The sequence below is a fragment of the Pseudomonas sp. SLBN-26 genome (genome assembly GCF_006715895.1).
Classification (GTDB): domain Bacteria; phylum Pseudomonadota; class Gammaproteobacteria; order Pseudomonadales; family Pseudomonadaceae; genus Metapseudomonas; species Metapseudomonas otitidis.
Map to the genome: position 1 here is coordinate 5,735,907 of NZ_VFOB01000001.1, position 17,512 is coordinate 5,753,418.

Annotated in this window: 16 protein-coding genes; 5 read left to right on the forward strand and 11 right to left on the reverse strand. The window is 66.4% G+C overall.

Annotated elements, in window-relative coordinates:
- Positions 1–62 precede the first annotated feature (62 nt).
- On the reverse strand, positions 63–2,657 hold the full coding sequence (locus tag FBY21_RS26610) for a glycosyltransferase (protein ID WP_044414409.1): 2,595 nt from the start codon (positions 2,655–2,657) through the stop codon (positions 63–65).
- 201 nt (positions 2,658–2,858) lie between these two features.
- Positions 2,859–4,007 (reverse strand): iron-containing alcohol dehydrogenase, encoded by a 1,149-nt coding sequence (locus FBY21_RS26615; protein WP_107328223.1) that lies wholly within the window; start codon positions 4,005–4,007, stop codon positions 2,859–2,861.
- A gap of 148 nt (positions 4,008–4,155) precedes the next feature.
- Here FBY21_RS26615 and tcdA point away from each other — a divergent pair, with 148 nt between their 5' ends.
- The gene (tcdA, locus tag FBY21_RS26620) at positions 4,156–4,956 is read left to right on the forward strand and encodes a tRNA cyclic N6-threonylcarbamoyladenosine(37) synthase TcdA (protein WP_142015225.1); all 801 of its coding nucleotides are present in this window, start codon (positions 4,156–4,158) and stop codon (positions 4,954–4,956) included.
- 278 nt (positions 4,957–5,234) lie between these two features.
- Here the strand turns inward: tcdA and FBY21_RS26625 are convergent, their stop codons facing one another.
- From FBY21_RS26625 to map, 9 genes are all read right to left on the reverse strand, one after another.
- The gene (locus tag FBY21_RS26625; protein WP_142015234.1) at positions 5,235–5,639 is read right to left on the reverse strand and encodes a SufE family protein; all 405 of its coding nucleotides are present in this window, start codon (positions 5,637–5,639) and stop codon (positions 5,235–5,237) included.
- Positions 5,636–6,838 carry an aminotransferase class V-fold PLP-dependent enzyme gene (locus tag FBY21_RS26630; RefSeq protein WP_142015239.1) on the reverse strand — a complete coding sequence of 401 codons (1,203 nt, stop codon included), beginning with the start codon at positions 6,836–6,838 and terminating at the stop codon, positions 5,636–5,638. The genes FBY21_RS26625 and FBY21_RS26630 overlap by 4 nt, the downstream gene beginning before the upstream one ends.
- Before the next feature lie 86 nt (positions 6,839–6,924).
- Positions 6,925–7,959, reverse strand: coding sequence for a 2,3,4,5-tetrahydropyridine-2,6-dicarboxylate N-succinyltransferase (gene dapD, locus FBY21_RS26635; protein ID WP_107328227.1), 1,035 nt, complete (start codon positions 7,957–7,959; stop codon positions 6,925–6,927).
- A gap of 85 nt (positions 7,960–8,044) precedes the next feature.
- Entirely contained in the window at positions 8,045–8,392 is a 348-nt protein-coding gene (locus tag FBY21_RS26640; protein ID WP_069562134.1) for an ArsC family reductase, read from the reverse strand.
- A 98-nt stretch (positions 8,393–8,490) separates the two neighbouring features.
- The gene (locus FBY21_RS26645; RefSeq protein ID WP_142015243.1) at positions 8,491–8,712 is read right to left on the reverse strand and encodes a hypothetical protein; all 222 of its coding nucleotides are present in this window, start codon (positions 8,710–8,712) and stop codon (positions 8,491–8,493) included.
- A 10-nt stretch (positions 8,713–8,722) separates the two neighbouring features.
- Entirely contained in the window at positions 8,723–9,109 is a 387-nt protein-coding gene (locus tag FBY21_RS26650) for a hypothetical protein (protein WP_044414394.1), read from the reverse strand.
- A gap of 160 nt (positions 9,110–9,269) precedes the next feature.
- On the reverse strand, positions 9,270–10,466 hold the full coding sequence (gene dapC, locus FBY21_RS26655) for a succinyldiaminopimelate transaminase (RefSeq protein ID WP_142015247.1): 1,197 nt from the start codon (positions 10,464–10,466) through the stop codon (positions 9,270–9,272).
- Between the two features lie 30 nt (positions 10,467–10,496).
- Positions 10,497–13,199 carry a [protein-PII] uridylyltransferase gene (locus FBY21_RS26660; protein ID WP_142015251.1) on the reverse strand — a complete coding sequence of 901 codons (2,703 nt, stop codon included), beginning with the start codon at positions 13,197–13,199 and terminating at the stop codon, positions 10,497–10,499.
- A 29-nt stretch (positions 13,200–13,228) separates the two neighbouring features.
- On the reverse strand, positions 13,229–14,011 hold the full coding sequence (map, locus tag FBY21_RS26665; RefSeq protein WP_142015255.1) for a type I methionyl aminopeptidase: 783 nt from the start codon (positions 14,009–14,011) through the stop codon (positions 13,229–13,231).
- 269 nt (positions 14,012–14,280) lie between these two features.
- Here map and rpsB point away from each other — a divergent pair, with 269 nt between their 5' ends.
- The 4 genes from rpsB (at position 14,281) to frr (ending at position 17,507) form a co-directional block, all read left to right on the forward strand.
- Positions 14,281–15,021 (forward strand): 30S ribosomal protein S2, encoded by a 741-nt coding sequence (gene rpsB / locus FBY21_RS26670; RefSeq protein ID WP_044414387.1) that lies wholly within the window; start codon positions 14,281–14,283, stop codon positions 15,019–15,021.
- Positions 15,022–15,148: 127 nt separating this feature from the next.
- Entirely contained in the window at positions 15,149–16,018 is an 870-nt protein-coding gene (gene tsf, locus FBY21_RS26675) for a translation elongation factor Ts (protein WP_044414384.1), read from the forward strand.
- Between the two features lie 191 nt (positions 16,019–16,209).
- Positions 16,210–16,953: a UMP kinase gene (gene pyrH / locus FBY21_RS26680; RefSeq protein WP_044414381.1), complete on the forward strand. Its 744-nt coding sequence runs from the start codon at positions 16,210–16,212 to the stop codon at positions 16,951–16,953.
- The gene (gene frr / locus FBY21_RS26685; RefSeq protein WP_044414379.1) at positions 16,950–17,507 is read left to right on the forward strand and encodes a ribosome recycling factor; all 558 of its coding nucleotides are present in this window, start codon (positions 16,950–16,952) and stop codon (positions 17,505–17,507) included. The genes pyrH and frr overlap by 4 nt, the downstream gene beginning before the upstream one ends.
- Positions 17,508–17,512: the final 5 nt, after the last annotated feature.

The window sequence follows — 17,512 nt, forward strand, 5'->3', positions numbered from 1 at the left end:
AAGGGCGACATCTTAAAACATAAACGGCGGCCATTGGCCGCCGTTTAGGACGCTCGCGGAGGTCAGGCCGCGGCGGGTTGGGGCTGCTCGGCCACCACCGGTTTCGGCGCCGAGGACAGCAGTGCCATGACCAGTGCGGCAGCGTAGGGCAGCGACTGCACCAGCAGGGTGGCGACCCAGAACTTCACGTCGGAGCTGGGCAGGCCCTGCACGATGGCGATGCCGATGGCGGCACCCCACAGCAGCAGCATGATGAACACTTCCTCGCGGGCTTCGGCCAGGGCCATCAGCAGGCCGTGGTTGGTGCGCATCTTCGGCGTACGGAAGAACGGGATGGTCTTGGTGAAGAACCCGTACAGCACCGCCTTGGCGATGGTGTGCGACAGCGCCAGGCCGGCGATGGCGGCACAGAAGGCGTCCTTCAGGTTGACCCCCACCGCACGCTGGTAGAGGAACACGATCTTGCCGAGCTTGAAGAAGAACAGCGTCAGCGGCGGGATGGCGAAGATCAGCAGCGGCGGGTCGACCCGTTGCGGCACGATGATCATCGCGGCCGACCAGAGCAGGGCTCCGACGGTGAAGAAGATGTTCAGGCCGTCGGCGATCCACGGCAGCCAGCCGGCGATGAAGTGGTAGCGCTGGCCGCGCTTGAGCTCGGAGTCCTTGCCCATGAACAGGCTGCGGGCGTGGCCCTTCATGATCTGGATGGCGCCGTAGGCCCAGCGGAAGCGCTGCTTCTTGTAGTCGATGAAGGTGTCGGGCATCAGGCCCTGGCCGAAGCTGTCGTGGGCGTAGGCGGCGGCGTAGCCCTTCTCGAACACGCGCAGGCCCAGCTCGGCGTCCTCGCAGATGGTCCAGTCGGCCCACTGCAGTTCGTCCATCACGCTGCGGCGGATCATGGTCATGGTGCCGTGCTGGATGATCGCGTTGCGGTCGTTGCGGGTCACCATGCCGATGTGGAAGAAGCCCTTGTACTCGGCGTAGCAGAGCTTCTTGAAGGTGTTCTCGTTGCCGTCGCGGTAGTCCTGCGGGGACTGGACCACGGCGATGGACGGGTCGGCGAAGTGCGGGACCATGTGCTTCAGCCAGTTGCGGTTGACGCAGTAGTCCGAGTCAATCACCGCGACCACCTCGGCGTCCGGGGCGGTGTGCGGCAGGATGTAGTTCAGCGCGCCACCCTTGAAGCCGGCGAGCGGCGCCACGTGGAAGAAGCGGAAGCGCGGGCCGAGCTGTTCGCAATAGGCCTGCACCGGCTCCCACACGGCCGGGTCCTTGGTGTTGTTGTCGATGATCAGGACTTCGAAGTCCGGATAGTCGAGGTTGGCCAGGGCGTCGAGGGTCTGCTTCACCATCTCCGGCGGCTCGTTGTAGCACGGCACGTGGATGGAGACCTTGGGACGGTAGGCGCTGTCGGCCAGCACCGGCATGAACGGCCGGCGACGGGCGCGTACCCACACGGCCTCTGCCAGCTCGTGGGCCTCGGTGAGCAACACGATGAACACGCCCAGGGCGCCGATGCCCAGCAGCACGCCGACGGTCATGCTGAACCAGGTGCTGTACTGCTGGCTGTAGTCGTAGGCGATCCACACCAGGGCGGAACCGCCGGCGAAGGCGACGAAGGTGAGGAAGGTGCGACCGCGCTGGCGCAGGGCGCTGCCGTCGATCAGGGTCAGGGCCAGGGCCAGCAGGGCCATGACCACCGAGGCGACGGCGAGCATGCGCCATTGCGGGATGGCGATCACCGGGCCTTCGAAGTTGAACTTGGGCTGGCGGTCGAGGTTGTATACGCCCCAGTAGGCGCCCACGGAGCCTTCGTCACTGGCCTTCCACGGTTGGTCGAAGGCCTCGATCACGAAGTAGTTGTAGCCCTGGGCGTTGAGAGCGTTGACCAGGGTGCGCAGGTAGATGGCCTGGTCGGCCTGGGTGGCGTCGGCGCCGCCGCGCATGCGGCCGTTGCTCGGCCAGCCCACTTCAGACAGCAGCAGCGGCTTCTTCGGGAAGGCCTTCTTCAGGTCCTTGGCGCGCTCCAGCACGAACTGGGTGGAGTCCTGCATGGGGATGAACTCCCAGTAGGGCAGGACGTGGGAGGCGATGAGGTCGACGTGGTTGGCCAGCTCCGGGTATTTCAGCCAGATGTGCCACTGCTCGGAGGTGGTCACCGGAACCTTCACGGCGGCGCGTACGCGGTCGAGGTAGGCGGAGAGGTCCTTGCGGCTGATCTCGCGGCGGAACAGGGCTTCGTTGCCCACCACCACGCGAACGACGCTGCGGGAGGTGTTGGCGATCTCGATGGCCTTGGTGATCTCGCGCTCGTTGCGTGCTTCGTCCGGGCTGATCCAGATACCGAGGGTCACGCGGAGGCCGAATTCCTCGGCGATGCGGGGGATGTCCGCCAGGGTGCCGTCCACCGAGTAGGTGCGGATGTTGTCGGTCTGCTTGCTCAGCAGCTCCAGGTCTTCACGGATCTGCTCGTCGGTGGGGTAGCGGTTCTGCTGCGGGTTCTGGTCCGCGCGGAACGGCGAGTAGGAGTAGCCGGAGATCTGTTCGGGCCAGTCGGGCGCGCTGACCGGACGGTTATAGAGCGCCCAGAGTCCGGTGAACAACGCGGCGACCGCCACGAAGACCACCAGGTTGAGACCAAATTTACGCGATGACATAGGGATTTCGGGTTCCGAAGCGTGGAACGGGGGAGATAGCGCCAGCGAGCGCTGGTCGGCGCGCATGCTACTCCGGCGTCCGGCGACTGTATAGATTGTGTACGAACGATAGACGTACCGCTCCGTCGCCGCACAACCCCTTTGTCCTTCGGCGCCTGCGGAAGTTTCGCAGCGGTGTGCGCGGCACCGCTGCGAAGGGGGTCAGAGCGCCTTCAGCAGGATGCGTTCGCTGGCCGCCAGGTCCAGGTCGCGACGCTCGCCAAGGGCGGTCATGCCGTGGCGTTCCAGCTGGGCCAGGACGCGGGGAATGGCGTCGGCGTCGAGGCCATGGTCGGCCAGGCGGGTGGGCACGCCCATGCGCTCGAAGAAGGCACGGGTGGCATGGATGGCACCGTCGATGCGCGCCGCCTCGTCACCGCTCAGCCCCCAGACCCGCTCGGCGTACTGCAGCAGCTTCTCGCGCTTGGCGTCGCGGCGTTCGTCCAGCAGCGCGGGCAGCACCACGGCCAGGGTCTGGGCGTGGTCCAGGTGATAGAGGGCGGTGAGTTCGTGGCCGATCATGTGGGTCGCCCAGTCCTGGGGGACGCCACAGCCGAGCAGGCCGTTCAGGGCCTGGGTGGCGCACCACATGAGGTTGGCCCGCACGGCGTAGTCCTCGGGGTTGGCCAGGGCCTTGGGGCCTTCCTCGATCAGGGTCAGCAGCAGGCCTTCGGCCTGGCGGTCCTGCAGGGGCGCGTCGGCGGGGTAGGTGAGGTACTGCTCCAGGGTGTGCACGAAGGCGTCCACCACGCCGTTGCCGATCTGCCGGGGCGGCAGGCTGAAGGTGGTGCGTGGGTCGAGGATGGCGAAGCGGGGGTACAGCAGCGGGCTGGAGAAGGGCAGCTTCTCCTGGCGGGCGACGTGGGTGACCACGCCGTGGGGATTGCTCTCCGAGCCGGTGGCCGCCAGCGTCAGCACGCAGCCCAGCGGCACGGCGGCCTGGGCGCGGGTGCCGGTGAGCAGGTCCAGCGGGTCGCCGTCATGGCAGAGGGCGGCGGCGATGAACTTGCTGCCGTCGATCACCGAACCGCCACCCACCGCGAGGATGAAGTCGCACTGCTCCTGGCGGGCCAGTTCGACGGCGCGCACCAGGGTGTCGAACTGCGGGTTGGGCTCGATGCCGGCGAAGCGCACCAGGCTGTAGCCGGCCAACGCCTGCTCTACCTGCTGCCACACGCCGTTCTGGAAGATGCTGCCGCCGCCGTGGGTGACCAGCACCCGGCTGCCGGCGGGAATCTCCCGGGACAGCTTGGCGATCTGGCCTTCGCCGAAGTGGATGCGGGTCGGGTTGTAGAAGGTGAAGTTGCGCATGGGGCTCCCCCTGTCGGTGTGCAGGGACTATAGCGTCGGCCGACCCAGGGCGAGTCTATGGGCTGCCATTCAGCCGGGATGGGCTTGGGGCGGAGCGGGGCCCTTCCTATAATGCGCGCCGCCCGCCGGTGGGCGACGGAGTGACGAGATGACAGACGAACGATTCGGCGGTATCGCCCGCCTCTACGGCCAGGAAGGCTTCGCGTGCCTGCAGGCCGCCCATGTGGCCGTGGTCGGCATCGGCGGCGTCGGCTCCTGGGCGGCCGAGGCGCTGGCACGCTCCGGCGTCGGGGAGATTTCCCTGTTCGACCTGGACGACGTCTGCATCACCAACACCAACCGCCAGGTGCATGCCATCGCCGGCAGTGTCGGCAAGGCCAAGGTGGAGGTGATGGCCGAGCGCATCCGCGCCATCAACCCGGCCTGTGTGGTCCACGCGGTGGCCGACTTCGTCACCCGCGAGACCATGGCCGAGTACATCACTGTGGAGCTGGACGCGGTGATCGACTGCATCGACAGCGTGGCGGCCAAGGCGGCGCTGATCGCCTGGTGCAAGCGGCGCAAGATCCAGATCGTCACCACCGGCGGCGCCGGCGGCCAGGTGGACCCGACGCAGATCCAGGTCACCGACCTGAACAAGACCTTCAATGACCCGCTGGCGGCCAAGGTGCGCTCCATGCTGCGCCGCGACTACAACTTCTCCCGCACGCCGGGGCGCACCTACAGCGTGCCCTGCGTGTTCTCCACCGAGCAGCTGCGCTACCCCAAGCCCGATGGCTCGGTGTGCCAGCAGAAGAGCTTCGTGGGGGAAGGCGTGAAGCTGGACTGCGCCGGCGGCTTTGGCGCGGTGATGATGGTCACCGCCAGCTTCGGCATGGCTGCGGCGGCGAAGACGGTGGACAAGCTGGTAGCCGGTGCGCGGCGGCCGTCGGAGCGGGCTGCGGGCTAGCGCGTTTGCACCGGGAGCTGTTTCGCGAATGAATTCGCTTCTTCTACCGGGGCGGTACCACGCGGTTCAGGGGCATTCCCCGTAGGGTGGGCCGGGCGGCGTTCCGCTTCAGCCCACCATCGGAGTCCCCCGCAGCCCCATGGGCGAGCCTGACGTAGCCCGGACTTCAGTCCGGGACGTGCCACGCCGCTCCCGGGCTGAAGCCCGGGCTACCGGGCCGGACGCTTCGCGAGCAGAGCTCGCTCCTACAGGCGCGAGCGGATTCATTAACCCGCCCTTCACGGTGCGGCCTTGCGCATCCTGTCGAGCACGGCGTTGAGGCCGTTGGTGCGAGATGGTGAGAGCTGGCGGGAGAGGCCGAGCTGGGTGAACCAGTCGCTGAGGTCCAGCGTGGCCAGCTCCTCCGGCGCCAGGCCCTGGACCCGCGCCAGCAGCACGGCCAGCAGGCCACGGATCAGCCGCGCATCGCTGGCGGCGCGGAAGTGGCGGCGCCCTTCCTTTATCTCCTCCACCAGCCAGACCTGGCTTTCGCAGCCGTGCACGCGGTTGGCTTCGCTGCACTCGGTGTGGCTCAGGGGCTCCAGGTGTTCACCCCATTGCATCAGCAGGCGCGCGCGCTGTTCCCAGCTGGCGGCGGCGCCGAAGGCTGCCAGGGCTTCGGTGGCTTGGGGGGGAAGGTTCATCGCAGCAGCTCCAGGGCCTTGTCCAGGGCCGAGAGGAAGCGCTCCACGTCAGCGCCGTCGTTGTAGAGGCCGAGGGACACTCGGATCGCGCCGCTGAGCCCGAGCCCCTGGTACAGCGGCATGGCGCAGTGGTGACCGGCGCGCACGGCGATGCCCTGTTCGGTGAGCAGGTGGGCGAGGTCGGCGTTGTGCACGCCGTCGACGCTGAAGCAGGCCAGCGCCACCTGGGGCTCGCCCACCAGGCGCACGCCGTCGCGGGCGGCGAGGCCGGCCATCAGCTTGGCGTGGAGCACCGTCTCGTGGGCGCTGACCGCTGCGGCGTCGAGGCTGTCGAGGTAGTCCAGCGCGGCGCCGAGGCCGATCACCGAGGCAATCGCCGGGGTGCCGGCCTCGAAGCCCAGCGGGGCGTCGTGGAAGTCGGCATCGTGGTAGCCCGCACGGCGCACCATCTCGCCGCCGAACTGCCAATGGGTCAGGCGGGCCAGGGCCTCGGTGCGACCGTAGAGTACGCCGACGCCTTCCGGGCCATAGAGCTTGTGCCCGGAGAACACGTAGAAGTCGCAGCCCAGGGTCTGCACGTCATGGCGGCCATGGACTATTCCCTGGGCGCCATCCACCACGGTCAGCGCGCCTTGCTGGCGGGCCATGGCCAGCAGCTCGCCGAGGGGCTGCCAGCGGCCGAGCACGTTGGACAGCTGGCTGACGGCCAGCAGGCGGGTGCGCGAGTCGATCAGCTGGCGGGCCTGGTCGAGGTCGATGTCACCCCGTGCATCCAGCGGCAGCACCACCAGTTCGAGCTGGCGTCGGCGGGCCAGTTGCTGCCAGGGCAGGAGGTTGGCGTGGTGCTCCAGGGCGCTGATGACGATGCGCTCGCCCGGCCGGAACTGCTGCTCCAGCCCGTAGGCCAGGAGGTTTAGGGCCTCGGTAGTGCCCCGGGTGAAGACGATCTGCGCCGGATGCTCGGCATTCAGCCACTGGGCAACGCGGGTGCGGCTGCCTTCGAAGGCGCGGGTGGCACGCTCACCCGGCAGGTGCTGGGCCCGGTGCACGTTGGCGGCACCGCTGGCGTAGTAGCCGAGCAGCGCATCCAGCACCGCCTGGGGCTTCTGCGAGGTGGCAGCGCTGTCCAGGTAGGTCTGGCCCTCGGCGTCGAGGGCCGAGAGGGCGGGGAAGTCGGAGCGCCAGGGAGATGGGAGCATGACGATGGGCCTGAAGCCGGACGGCGGGAAGTGAAAAGCCGGTGCCGGAGGCTGTGGAGCGTCCGACGCCGGCTTCCCTGTGCAGCTTAGTTGTGGGCGTGGAGGGCTTCGTTCAGCTCAATGGCTGTCTTGTTGGTCTTGCACTCGACGGCACCGTTCTGCGAGTTGCGACGGAACAGCAGGTCGGGCTGGCCGGCCAGGTCGCGGGCCTTGACCACTTTCACCAGGGCGTTCTGGTCGTCCAGCAGGGCGACCTTGGTGCCGGCGGTGATGTACAGGCCGGCTTCGACGATGTTGCGGTCGCCCAGCGGGATGCCGATGCCGGCGTTGGCGCCGATCAGGCAGCCTTCACCCACGGAGATGACGATGTTGCCGCCACCGGAGAGGGTGCCCATGGTGGAGCAGCCGCCGCCCAGGTCGGAGCCTTTGCCGACGAAGACGCCTGCGGAGACACGGCCTTCGATCATGCCCGGGCCTTCGGTACCGCCGTTGAAGTTGACGAAGCCTTCGTGCATCACGGTGGTGCCTTCGCCGATGTAGGCGCCCAGCCGCACGCGGGCGCTGTCGGCGATGCGCACGCCGGCGGGGACGACGTAGTCGGTCATTTTCGGGAACTTGTCCACGGAGAAGACTTCCAGCAGGTTGCCCTTCAGGCGGGCCTCCAGCTGGCGCTCGGCCAGTTCGGCCAGGTCCACGGCGCCTTCGCTGGTCCAGGCCACGTTGGGCAGCAGCGGGAAGATGCCGGTGAGGTTCAGACCGTGGGGCTTGACCAGGCGGTGGGAGAGCAGGTGCAGCTTGAGGTAGGCCTCGGGGGTGGAGGTCAGCGCGGCATCTTCGGCCAGCAGGGTGGCGACCAGCGGCTTGTGGCTCTCGGCCAGGCGGGTCAGCAGGGCGGCCTGGGCGGCGTCGATCTCTTTCAGGGCGCTGGCCAGGTCGGCGGCCTGGGTGTTGCTGAGGGTGATGGCCTGGTTGCCGCCGGTGTAGCCGAGCAGCGGGGCGACGGCGTCGACGAGTGCTTCGGTGGGCTTGAGCAGCGGCTGTGCGTAGAAGACTTCCAGCCAGTTGCCCTGGCGGTTCTGGGTGCCAACGCCGAAGGCGATGCTGAAGAGTGCGTGGGACATGGACATTCCTCGTTCTGAAAGGGTGGTTCGGACGCCCGCTGCCGGTCGCGTGCCTGGCTGTCGGACGTCCGTTCGGTGTTCGGGGTTACTTGAGCGCGGCGGCGTAGAGGTCCGGCTTGAAGCCGACCAGGGTGCGGTCACCGAGATCGAGCACCGGGCGCTTGATCATCGAGGGCTGGGCCAGCATCAGGTCGATGGCCTTGGCCTGGTCGAGGTCGGCCTTCTGCGCGTCGTCGAGCTTGCGGAAGGTGGTGCCGGCGCGGTTCAGCACGGTTTCCCAGCCGTGCTCGTCGCACCATTTCTTCAGGCTGGCGCGGTCGATGGCGGCGGTCTTGTAGTCGTGGAAGGCGTAGCTCACGCCCTGCTCGTCGAGCCAGGTGCGGGCTTTCTTCATGGTGTCGCAGGCCTTGATGCCATAGAGGGTAATGGTCATTGAGCAGCTCGGTTCGCGGTGGGCCATGGGGCGCGCGGCGAGGGGCCGCGCGGCGTCGGTCGGCGATTATGCCACGCCCGGCGCCGCGTGGGAGCGTGCTACAGGAGCAGGGCAGCGGCGCCCAGCACAGCCAGACCCAGCCCCAGCAGGCGCAGCAGGGCGGGGCGCGAGGCGAGCTGCTCGGTCGGTGCCAGGCGCACCAGCGGGTAGCGCCCGTAGAACCGTGCCAGCGCGGCGCCGGCCTGGGCCGGACGTAGCAGCAGGTAAAGCGCCAGGGCCAGGAATAGCGCGGCGATGATCAGTCTGAGTGCGAGGTCCATGCAGCCTCCTTCACAGCGCCCAGCGGGTGACGTTGTGGGACACGCTGATGTCGACGCCGCCGTAGTCGGTGGAAACGGTGGTGGGGATCAGCGGGCCGTTGGGGATCTTGATGCCGCCACCGATCTTGACGCCGGCACCGGCCTCCACGGAGACGCCGCCCATGTAGCCGTAGCCCTCGAAGCTATCGGAGGACTTGCTGTCGTCATCGGTGAAACGGAAGGTGCTGGAGGTAGCGCGGAAGGCGGGCAGGCCAACGCCGATGCCGGCCATGTAGATGGTGTAGAGCGAGGTGCGGTTGTTGCTGGTGTCGCGCACCTTGGCGTTGAAGATGCCGCCGCCGATGATGATGTGGCCGACGGCGCCGCCGACGGTGATGGTGACTTCGAAGACTTTCATGCTGACTCCCGTTCCATGGTGGCTGCACCCGGCATCTGCCGGGGCTGCTTGCCCATCCGTCCCTGGATGAACGCTCGGATAGTCGGGGGCCGGGCGCCTGGAGGCAAGCCCGGATGTCCCGCTTTGTGACATTGGCCCGGTTGATGACCGGGCGGTCGGGTCAGAGGCTGCGGACGAAGCGGCGGATGCGTTCGGCTGCTTCGACGCACTCGGCCAGCGGGGCGACCAGGGCCATGCGCACGCGGCCGGCGCCCGGGTTGACGCCATTCACTTCGCGGGAGAGGTAGGAGCCGGGCACCACGGTGACGTGCTCACGGGCGAAGAGTTCGCGGGTGAAGGTCGTGTCGTCCACCGGGGTCTTGGCCCAGAGGTAGAAGCCGCCGTCCGGGCGCTGCACATCGAGCACGCCGCCGAGGGTGTCGAGCACGGCGTCGTACTTCTCGCGGTACAGGTCGCGGTTGGCGCGCACGTGGGCCTCGTCGTTCCAGGCGGCGACGCTGGCCAGCTGGGTCTGCACGGGCATGGCGCAACCGTGGTAGGTGCGGTACAGCAGGAAGGCCTTGAGGATGGCGGCGTCACCGGCGACGAAGCCGGAGCGCAGGCCCGGCAGGTTGGAGCGCTTGGACAGGCTGTGGAACACCACGCAGCGGGCGAAGTCGCTGCGGCCCAGTTCGGCGCAGGCGGTGAGCAGGCCGGCCGGCGGGTTGGCTTCGTCGAAGTACAGCTCGCTGTAGCACTCGTCGGCGGCGATGACGAAGTCGTGTTCGTCGGCCAGGGCGATCAGCTTCTTCAGTTGTTCCACCGGTACCAGGGCACCGGTGGGGTTGCCCGGGGAGCAGAGGAAGAGGATCTGGCAGCGTTTCCACACCTCGACCGGCACGGCGTCGAAGTCGGGGTTGAAGCCGTTTTCCGCCTCGCAGGGCAGGTAGTGGGGTTCGGCTCCGGCCAGCAGGGCTGCGCCTTCGTAGATCTGATAGAAGGGGTTCGGGCTGACCACCAGGCCATTGTCGGCGCGGTTGACCACGGCCTGGGTGAAGGCGAACAGTGCTTCGCGGGTGCCGTTGACCGGCAGCACGTGGCGCGCGGCATCGAGCCAGCCGGCAGGTACCTTGAAGCGGCGTTCGCACCAGGCGGCGATGGCTTCGCGCAGGGCGGGGATGCCCAGGGTGGTGGGGTAGACGGCGAGCTGGTCGAGGTTGTCGGCCAGGGCCTTGGCAACGAAGTCCGGGGAGCGGTGCTTGGGCTCGCCGATGGAGAGGGCGATGGGCGCGCGGTCGGCCGGGGGCTGGGCGCCGGCGAGCAGAGCGCGGAGCTTTTCGAAGGGGTAGGGCTGCAGCTGGTTCAGGGCGTCGTTCATGTGCGGTTCCTGGTGGTGCGGTCGGGCGCGTCAGATGCTGATGCGGCCGAGCTGGGCGTTCTGGCCACTGGCCTCGGAGAGCTGGGAGACGATGGCCGCCTGCAGGCGCTGGCAGAGCTCGGGGTCGGACAGCGGCTGGTTGTCGGCATCGGTGATGAAGAAGACGTCCTCCACCCGTTCGCCGAGGGTGGCGATCTTGGCGTTCTGCAGCGACAGGTCGAAGTCGAGGAAGATGCGCCCGATGCGCGCCAGCAGGCCGGGGCGGTCGGGGGCGATCACTTCCAGCACGGTCACCGGACGCTGGGCATCGTTGGAGATGGTGACCTCCGGCGGGAAGGCGAAGTGCTTGAGCTGGCGCGGGACGCGGCGCTGGATGATGGCCGGGTACTCGTCGGGGTTCTTCAGCGCGTCGATCAGGCCCTCACGGATCTCCTGGATGCGCGCCGGGTCGTTGCCGATGGAGCCGCCGGCGGTGTCCAGCACGATGTAGGTGTCGAGGGTGAACTGGCTGGTGGAGGTGATGATCCGGGCGTCGTGGATGTTCAGGTTGAGCTGGCTCATCGCCGCCACGGTCACGGCGAAGAAGTCGTGCTGGTCGGGGGCGTAGATGAATATCTGGGTGGCGCCTTCGAACTCGCGCTGGGCCGTTTCCTTGATCAGCACCAGCGGGTCGTTGCCGTCCGGATGCTGGAGGATGGCTTCGGTGTGCCAGGCCACGTCGCTGGCGGTATGGCGCAGGAAGTAGTCGTCGCCGAGCTGGGCCCAGAGCTGTTCGGCGTCGTCCTGGTCGATGCCGTTGCGCACGAGGATGTCGATGGCGGCGACCTGGGTCTGGCGGATCTGCTCTTCGCGGTCCAGCGGGTTCTCCAGGCCGCGGCGCAGGGCGCGCTTGGTCTCGGTGTAGAGCTGGCGCAGCAGGCTGGCGCGCCAGGAGTTCCACAGGCTCGGGTTGGTGGCGTTGATGTCGGCCACGGTGAGCACGTAGAGGTAGTCGAGGTGCGTCTGGTCGCCCACCAGGCGGGCGAAGTCGAGGATCACCTGCGGGTCGGAGAGGTCTTTGCGCTGGGCGGTGGTGGACATCACCAGGTGGTTCTGCACCAGCCAGGCCACCAGGCGCGAGTCCCAGGCTGGCAGTTGGTGGCGGGCGCAGAAGGCCTCGGCGTCGATGGCACCCAGTTCGGAGTGGTCGCCACCGCGGCCCTTGCCGATGTCGTGGTAGAGCCCGGCGATGTAGATCAGCTCGGGCTTGGGCAGCTTGTCGATGACCTTGCTGGCGAGGGGGAACTTCTCCGCCAGCTCCGGCCACTTCAGTTTGCGCAGGTGCTTGATGAGGTTGAGGGTGTGGGCGTCGACCGTATAGATGTGGAAGAGGTCGTGCTGCATCTGCCCGATGATGTGGCCGAACTCGGGTAGGTAGCGCCCGAGGATGCCGTAGCGGTTCATGCGGCGCAGGTTGCGGTGGATGCCCTGGGGTGATTTGCACAGCTCGATGAACAGGCTGGTGTTGCGGATGTCGCTGCGGAAGTCGTCGTCGATCAGGTGGCGGCTGTCACGCAGCAGGCGGATGGTGTCGGCGCGCACGCCCTTGATCTCCGGGTGCTGGGCCATCAGCACGAAGATCTCCATGAGGGCGAAGGGGGTGCGCTTGAAGACGTTGGGGTGGGCCACCTCGATGTAGCCGTCACGCAGCTGGAAGCGGCTGTTGAGCGGCTGGGCGATGGCGTTCTCGCCGCTGCGCAGGATGACCTCTTCGAAGTGCTGGTTGATCAGGTCGCTGAGTTCGGCGACGGCCATGACCACGCGGTAGTACTTCTGCATGAAGTGTTCGATGGCCTGCTTGGCGTCGCTGCCGTGGAAGCCGAGCAGCCCGGCGAGCTTGCGCTGGTGGTCGAACAGCAGGCGGTCTTCGGCGCGGCCGGCGAGCATGTGCAGGGCGTAGCGGACCTTCCAGAGGAACTCCTGGCTGGAGGCAAGCATGCTGCATTCGCTCTCCACGAGGAACCCTTCCTTGACCAGGGCGTGCAGGTTGAGGCTGCCGAACTGGCGGCGGGCGACCCAGAGGATGGTCTGGATGTCGCGCAGGCCGCCGGGGGAGCCCTTCACGTTGGGCTCGAGGTTGTACTCGGTGTCGTTGTACTTGGCATGGCGGGCCTTCTGCTCCTGGCGCTTGGCGAGGAAGAAGTCCTTGCTGGGCCACATCCGTTCCGGGCTGGTGACCTCCTGCATGCGCCGGCGCAGGGATTCCGGCCCGGCGATGGTGCGGCTTTCCATCAGGTTGGTGACGACGGTGAGGTCGGCCCGGGCCTCTTCGGCGCATTCGTCGACGGAGCGCACGCTCTGGCCGACTTCCAGGCCGATGTCCCAGAGCAGGGTGAGGAAGCCTTCGATCGGTTCGCGGAAGGTCTCGTGGTCGGCGCTGTCCAGCAGGATCAGCAGGTCGATGTCGGAGTAGGGGTGCAGTTCGCCCCGGCCGTAGCCACCGACCGCTAGCAGGGCGATGTCGGCGTCTTCACTCCAGTCGAAGCGGGCCCAGGCCTCACGCAGGATCTGGTCGACGAACCAGGCGCGGTCCTCGACCAGGCGGCGGATGTCCCGGCCGTTGGCGAAACGGGCGTCGAGTACATCCTTGGCCTGGCGGATGGCCTTCTTGAACGCGGCGATGGGGCTGGACTTCAGCGCCAGTTCGGCCTGGAACTGGCCGCGGTCGAAAAGCTCGGGATCAACCTGCGGCATCTACGGCCTTCCTTATATAGAGGGAACGATCAGGGGGCGGTGCGCGGCAGGGTGTCGTCGCTGCGCAGGGTGAGGATCTCGTAGCCGTCGGCGGTCACCAGGATGGTGTGCTCCCACTGGGCGGAGAGCTTGCGGTCCTTGGTGATGGCGGTCCAGCCGTCGCCCAGCACCTTGGTATCGGGGCGGCCCTGGTTGATCATCGGCTCGATGGTGAAGGTCATGCCTTCCTTCAGCTCCATGCCGGTGCCGGCACGGCCGTAGTGCAGGACCTGGGGCTCTTCGTGGAACACGGCGCCGATGCCATGGCCGCAGAACTCGCGGACCACCGAGAAGCCGTTCTTCTCGGCGTGCTTCTGGATCACCTCGCCGATGTCGCCCAGGCGGCAGCCCGGCTTGACCAGCTCGATGGCCTTGTACATGCACTCCTGGGTCACCTGGGACAGGCGCTCGGCCCAGACCGGCACCTTGCCGACGTGGAACATGCGGCTGGTGTCGCCGTGATAGCCGTCCTTGATGACGGTCACGTCGATGTTCAGGGTGTCGCCATCCTTCAGCGGCTTCTCATTGGGGATGCCGTGGCAGACGACGTGGTTGATGGAGGTGCAGATGGACTTGGGGAAGCCCTTGTAGTTCAGCGGGGCGGGAATCGCCTTCTGGACGTTGACGATGTAGTCGTGGCAGATGCGGTCGAGCTCTTCGGTGGTCACCCCGGGCTTGACGTGCTCGCCGATCATCTCCAGCACTTCGGCGGCCAGGCGGCCTGCCACGCGCATTTTCTCGATTTCGTCGGCGGTCTTGATGGTGACGGTCATGGCGGTTCTCAGGCGTATCCGTATGAAGGCGGCAATCTTATCAGCTTCGAGCGGCAAGCCAGAAGCCGCGAGGGCGCGGCGTGCCCTGTCCGGCTTGCCGGATTCATGTAGCTTGCCGCCACTTTTTATGCTATAAAACGCGCCGCTTTACGGGCAGTGGTGCCCGCAAGGCTCAACCCCACACACGTATCGACACGGTCTCCTGGGTGCCCGCAAGGGTTGGATATCGGGATACGTGGAGGCCTAACCCGACTTATCGAGGAATTGAGATGTCCCAAGTCAACATGCGCGACATGCTGAAGGCCGGTGTGCACTTCGGCCACCAGACCCGTTACTGGAACCCGAAAATGGGCAAGTACATTTTCGGCGCGCGCAACAAGATCCACATCATCAACCTGGAAAAAACCCTGCCGATGTTCAACGAGGCCCTGTCCTTCGTTGAGAAGCTGGCTGCAGGCAAGAACAAGATCCTGTTCGTCGGCACCAAGCGTTCCGCTGGCAAGATCGTCCGCGAAGAAGCTGCTCGTTGCGGCTCCCCGTACGTCGATCACCGCTGGCTGGGCGGCATGCTGACCAACTACAAGACCATCCGTCAGTCCATCAAGCGCCTGCGCGACCTGGAAACCCAGGCCCAGGACGGCACCTTCGCCAAGCTGACCAAGAAAGAAGCCCTGATGCGCACCCGCGACCTCGAGAAGCTCGAGCGCAGCCTGGGTGGTATCAAGGACATGGGCGGTCTGCCGGATGCTCTGTTCGTGATCGACGTCGACCACGAGCGCATCGCTATCACCGAAGCCAACAAGCTGGGCATCCCGGTCATCGGCGTTGTCGATACCAACAGCAGCCCGGAAGGCGTTGACTACGTCATCCCCGGTAACGACGACGCCATCCGCGCCGTTCAGCTGTACCTGGCTGCCATGGCCGACGCCGTCATCCGCGGCCGTCAGAACGCCGCTGGCGGTCCGGACGAGTTCGTCGAGGAAGCCGCTTCCGAGGCAGCCGAAGGCTGATTTCGGAGCGCTCCAGCGTTACCCGGTGCGCAGGAAGGGGGCTAGGCCCCCTTTTTGCCACCTCACAGAATTGTTTGCCCGGGTTGCCGGGCTGAATGGTTGAAAACCTATTCAAGAGGATTGCGACATGGCAGAGATTACTGCAGCCCTGGTGAAAGAACTGCGTGAGCGTACCGGCCTGGGCATGATGGATTGCAAGAAGGCCCTGACCGCCGCTGACGGCGACATCGAGAAGGCCATCGACGACATGCGCGCCGCTGGCGCCATCAAGGCCGCCAAGAAGTCCGGCAACATCGCTGCCGAAGGCTCCATTGCGGTCAAGGTTGCCGACGACAACAAGGCTGCCGTCATCATCGAAGTCAACTCCCAGACCGACTTCCTGGCTCTGCAGGACGACTTCAAGGCCTTCGTTGCCGCCTCCGTCGAGCAGGCTTACAACGAGAAGCTGACCGACGCTGCTCCGCTGGTCGCCTCCCGCGAAGAAGCCCGCCTGGCCCTGGTTGCCAAGACCGGCGAGAACGTCAACATCCGTCGTCTGGCTCGTGTCGAGGGTGACGTAGTAGGTGCCTACCTGCACGGCCACCGCATCGGTGTTCTGGTGAACCTGAAGGGTGGCAACGTCGAGCTGGCTAAAGACATCGCCATGCACGTCGCTGCCAGCAACCCGCAGTTCCTGAACGCTTCCGAGGTTTCCGAAGAAGCTATCGCCAAGGAAAAGGAAATCTTCCTGGCCCTGAACGCCGACAAGATCGCCGGCAAGCCGGAGAACATCGTGGAGAACATGGTCAAAGGCCGTATCTCCAAGTTCCTGGCCGAGGCCAGCCTGGTCGAGCAGCCGTTCGTCAAGGATCCGGAAGTCAAGGTTGGTGAGCTGGCCAAGAAAGCCGGTGCCGAAATCGTTTCCTTCGTTCGCTTCGAAGTGGGCGAGGGCATCGAGAAGGTGGAAGTGGACTTCGCTGCCGAAGTAGCTGCCCAGGTCGCTGCCACCCAGCAATAAGACGGCCTCGGCTGTCGCCCCGCAAGAGGCTGCCCGCTCACGCGCGCGGCCTCTTCGTCAAACTGGGGAACCCATTTGGGGCAGGTTCCGTGGCGTGCGCCTGGCGTTCGCCATCGGCATGGCCAGCGCCATGCCCCGCGTACCGGGCCTCTGGCCCATGAATTCGAAAAACGCCGCAGGAGAGACTCGTAATGGCTCAGCAGGTGAGTGGTCGTCAACCTCGCTATAAACGCATTCTGCTCAAACTCAGCGGCGAAGCGCTGATGGGGTCCGAGGAGTTCGGCATCGATCCGAAAGTCCTGGACCGCATGGCGCTGGAGATCGGTCAACTGGTCGGCATCGGTGTCCAGGTCGGCCTGGTGATCGGTGGCGGCAACCTGTTCCGTGGTGCGGCCCTGAGTGCGGCCGGCATGGACCGGGTGACCGGCGACCACATGGGCATGCTCGCCACCGTGATGAACGGCCTGGCCATGCGCGATGCCCTGGAGCGCTCCAACATTCCCGCGCTGGTGATGTCGGCCATCTCCATGGTCGGCGTGACCGATCATTACGACCGCCGCAAGGCGATGCGCCACCTCAAGAGTGGCGAAGTGGTGATCTTCTCCGCCGGCACCGGCAACCCCTTCTTCACCACCGACTCGGCTGCCTGCCTGCGGGCCATCGAGATCGACGCCGACGTCGTGCTGAAGGCGACCAAGGTGGATGGCGTGTACACTGCCGATCCCTTCAAGGACCCCAATGCCGAGAAGTTCGAGCGCCTGACCTACGACGAGGTGCTGGATCGCAAGCTGGGGGTGATGGACCTGACCGCCATCTGCCTGTGCCGTGACCAGCAGATGCCGTTGCGGGTCTTCAACATGAACAAGCCCGGTGCCCTGCTGAACATCGTGGTGGGCGGCGCCGAAGGAACCCTGATCGAGGAGGGCGAACAATGATCAACGAGATCAAGAAGGACGCGCAGGAGCGCATGAAGAAAACCCTGGAGGCCCTGGATCACGCCTTCGCCAAGATCCGCACCGGCCGCGCTCACCCGAGCATCCTGGACAGCGTGATGGTCTCCTACTACGGCGCTGATACTCCCCTGCGCCAGGTCGCCAACGTGGTGGCCGAGGACTCCCGTACCCTGGCCCTGACCGTGTTCGACAAGAGCATGATCCAGGCGGTCGAGAAGGCCATCATGACCTCCGACCTGGGCCTGAACCCGGCCACCGCCGGTACCACCATCCGCGTTCCCATGCCGGCCCTGACCGAGGAAACCCGCAAGGGTTACACCAAGCAGGCCCGTGCCGAAGCCGAGAACTCCCGCGTGGCCGTGCGCAACATCCGTCGTGATGCGCTCGCCCAGCTGAAGGACCTGGTGAAGGAAAAGGAAATCAGCGAAGACGAAGAGCGTCGTGCTGCTGATGAGGTCCAGAAGCTCACCGACAAGTACGTTGGCGAGATCGACAAGGCCCTGGAGGCCAAAGAAGCCGACCTGATGGCGGTCTGACGGCG

Coding starts and splice junctions, on each gene's coding strand:
- FBY21_RS26610 (WP_044414409.1), bottom strand. CDS start 2,657: ATGTCATCGCGTAAATTTGGTCTCAACCTGGTGGTCTTCGTGGCGGTC.
- FBY21_RS26615 (WP_107328223.1), bottom strand. CDS start 4,007: ATGCGCAACTTCACCTTCTACAACCCGACCCGCATCCACTTCGGCGAA.
- tcdA (WP_142015225.1), top strand. CDS start 4,156: ATGACAGACGAACGATTCGGCGGTATCGCCCGCCTCTACGGCCAGGAA.
- FBY21_RS26625 (WP_142015234.1), bottom strand. CDS start 5,639: ATGAACCTTCCCCCCCAAGCCACCGAAGCCCTGGCAGCCTTCGGCGCC.
- FBY21_RS26630 (WP_142015239.1), bottom strand. CDS start 6,838: ATGCTCCCATCTCCCTGGCGCTCCGACTTCCCCGCCCTCTCGGCCCTC.
- dapD (WP_107328227.1), bottom strand. CDS start 7,959: ATGTCCCACGCACTCTTCAGCATCGCCTTCGGCGTTGGCACCCAGAAC.
- FBY21_RS26640 (WP_069562134.1), bottom strand. CDS start 8,392: ATGACCATTACCCTCTATGGCATCAAGGCCTGCGACACCATGAAGAAA.
- FBY21_RS26645 (WP_142015243.1), bottom strand. CDS start 8,712: ATGGACCTCGCACTCAGACTGATCATCGCCGCGCTATTCCTGGCCCTG.
- FBY21_RS26650 (WP_044414394.1), bottom strand. CDS start 9,109: ATGAAAGTCTTCGAAGTCACCATCACCGTCGGCGGCGCCGTCGGCCAC.
- dapC (WP_142015247.1), bottom strand. CDS start 10,466: ATGAACGACGCCCTGAACCAGCTGCAGCCCTACCCCTTCGAAAAGCTC.
- FBY21_RS26660 (WP_142015251.1), bottom strand. CDS start 13,199: ATGCCGCAGGTTGATCCCGAGCTTTTCGACCGCGGCCAGTTCCAGGCC.
- map (WP_142015255.1), bottom strand. CDS start 14,011: ATGACCGTCACCATCAAGACCGCCGACGAAATCGAGAAAATGCGCGTG.
- rpsB (WP_044414387.1), top strand. CDS start 14,281: ATGTCCCAAGTCAACATGCGCGACATGCTGAAGGCCGGTGTGCACTTC.
- tsf (WP_044414384.1), top strand. CDS start 15,149: ATGGCAGAGATTACTGCAGCCCTGGTGAAAGAACTGCGTGAGCGTACC.
- pyrH (WP_044414381.1), top strand. CDS start 16,210: ATGGCTCAGCAGGTGAGTGGTCGTCAACCTCGCTATAAACGCATTCTG.
- frr (WP_044414379.1), top strand. CDS start 16,950: ATGATCAACGAGATCAAGAAGGACGCGCAGGAGCGCATGAAGAAAACC.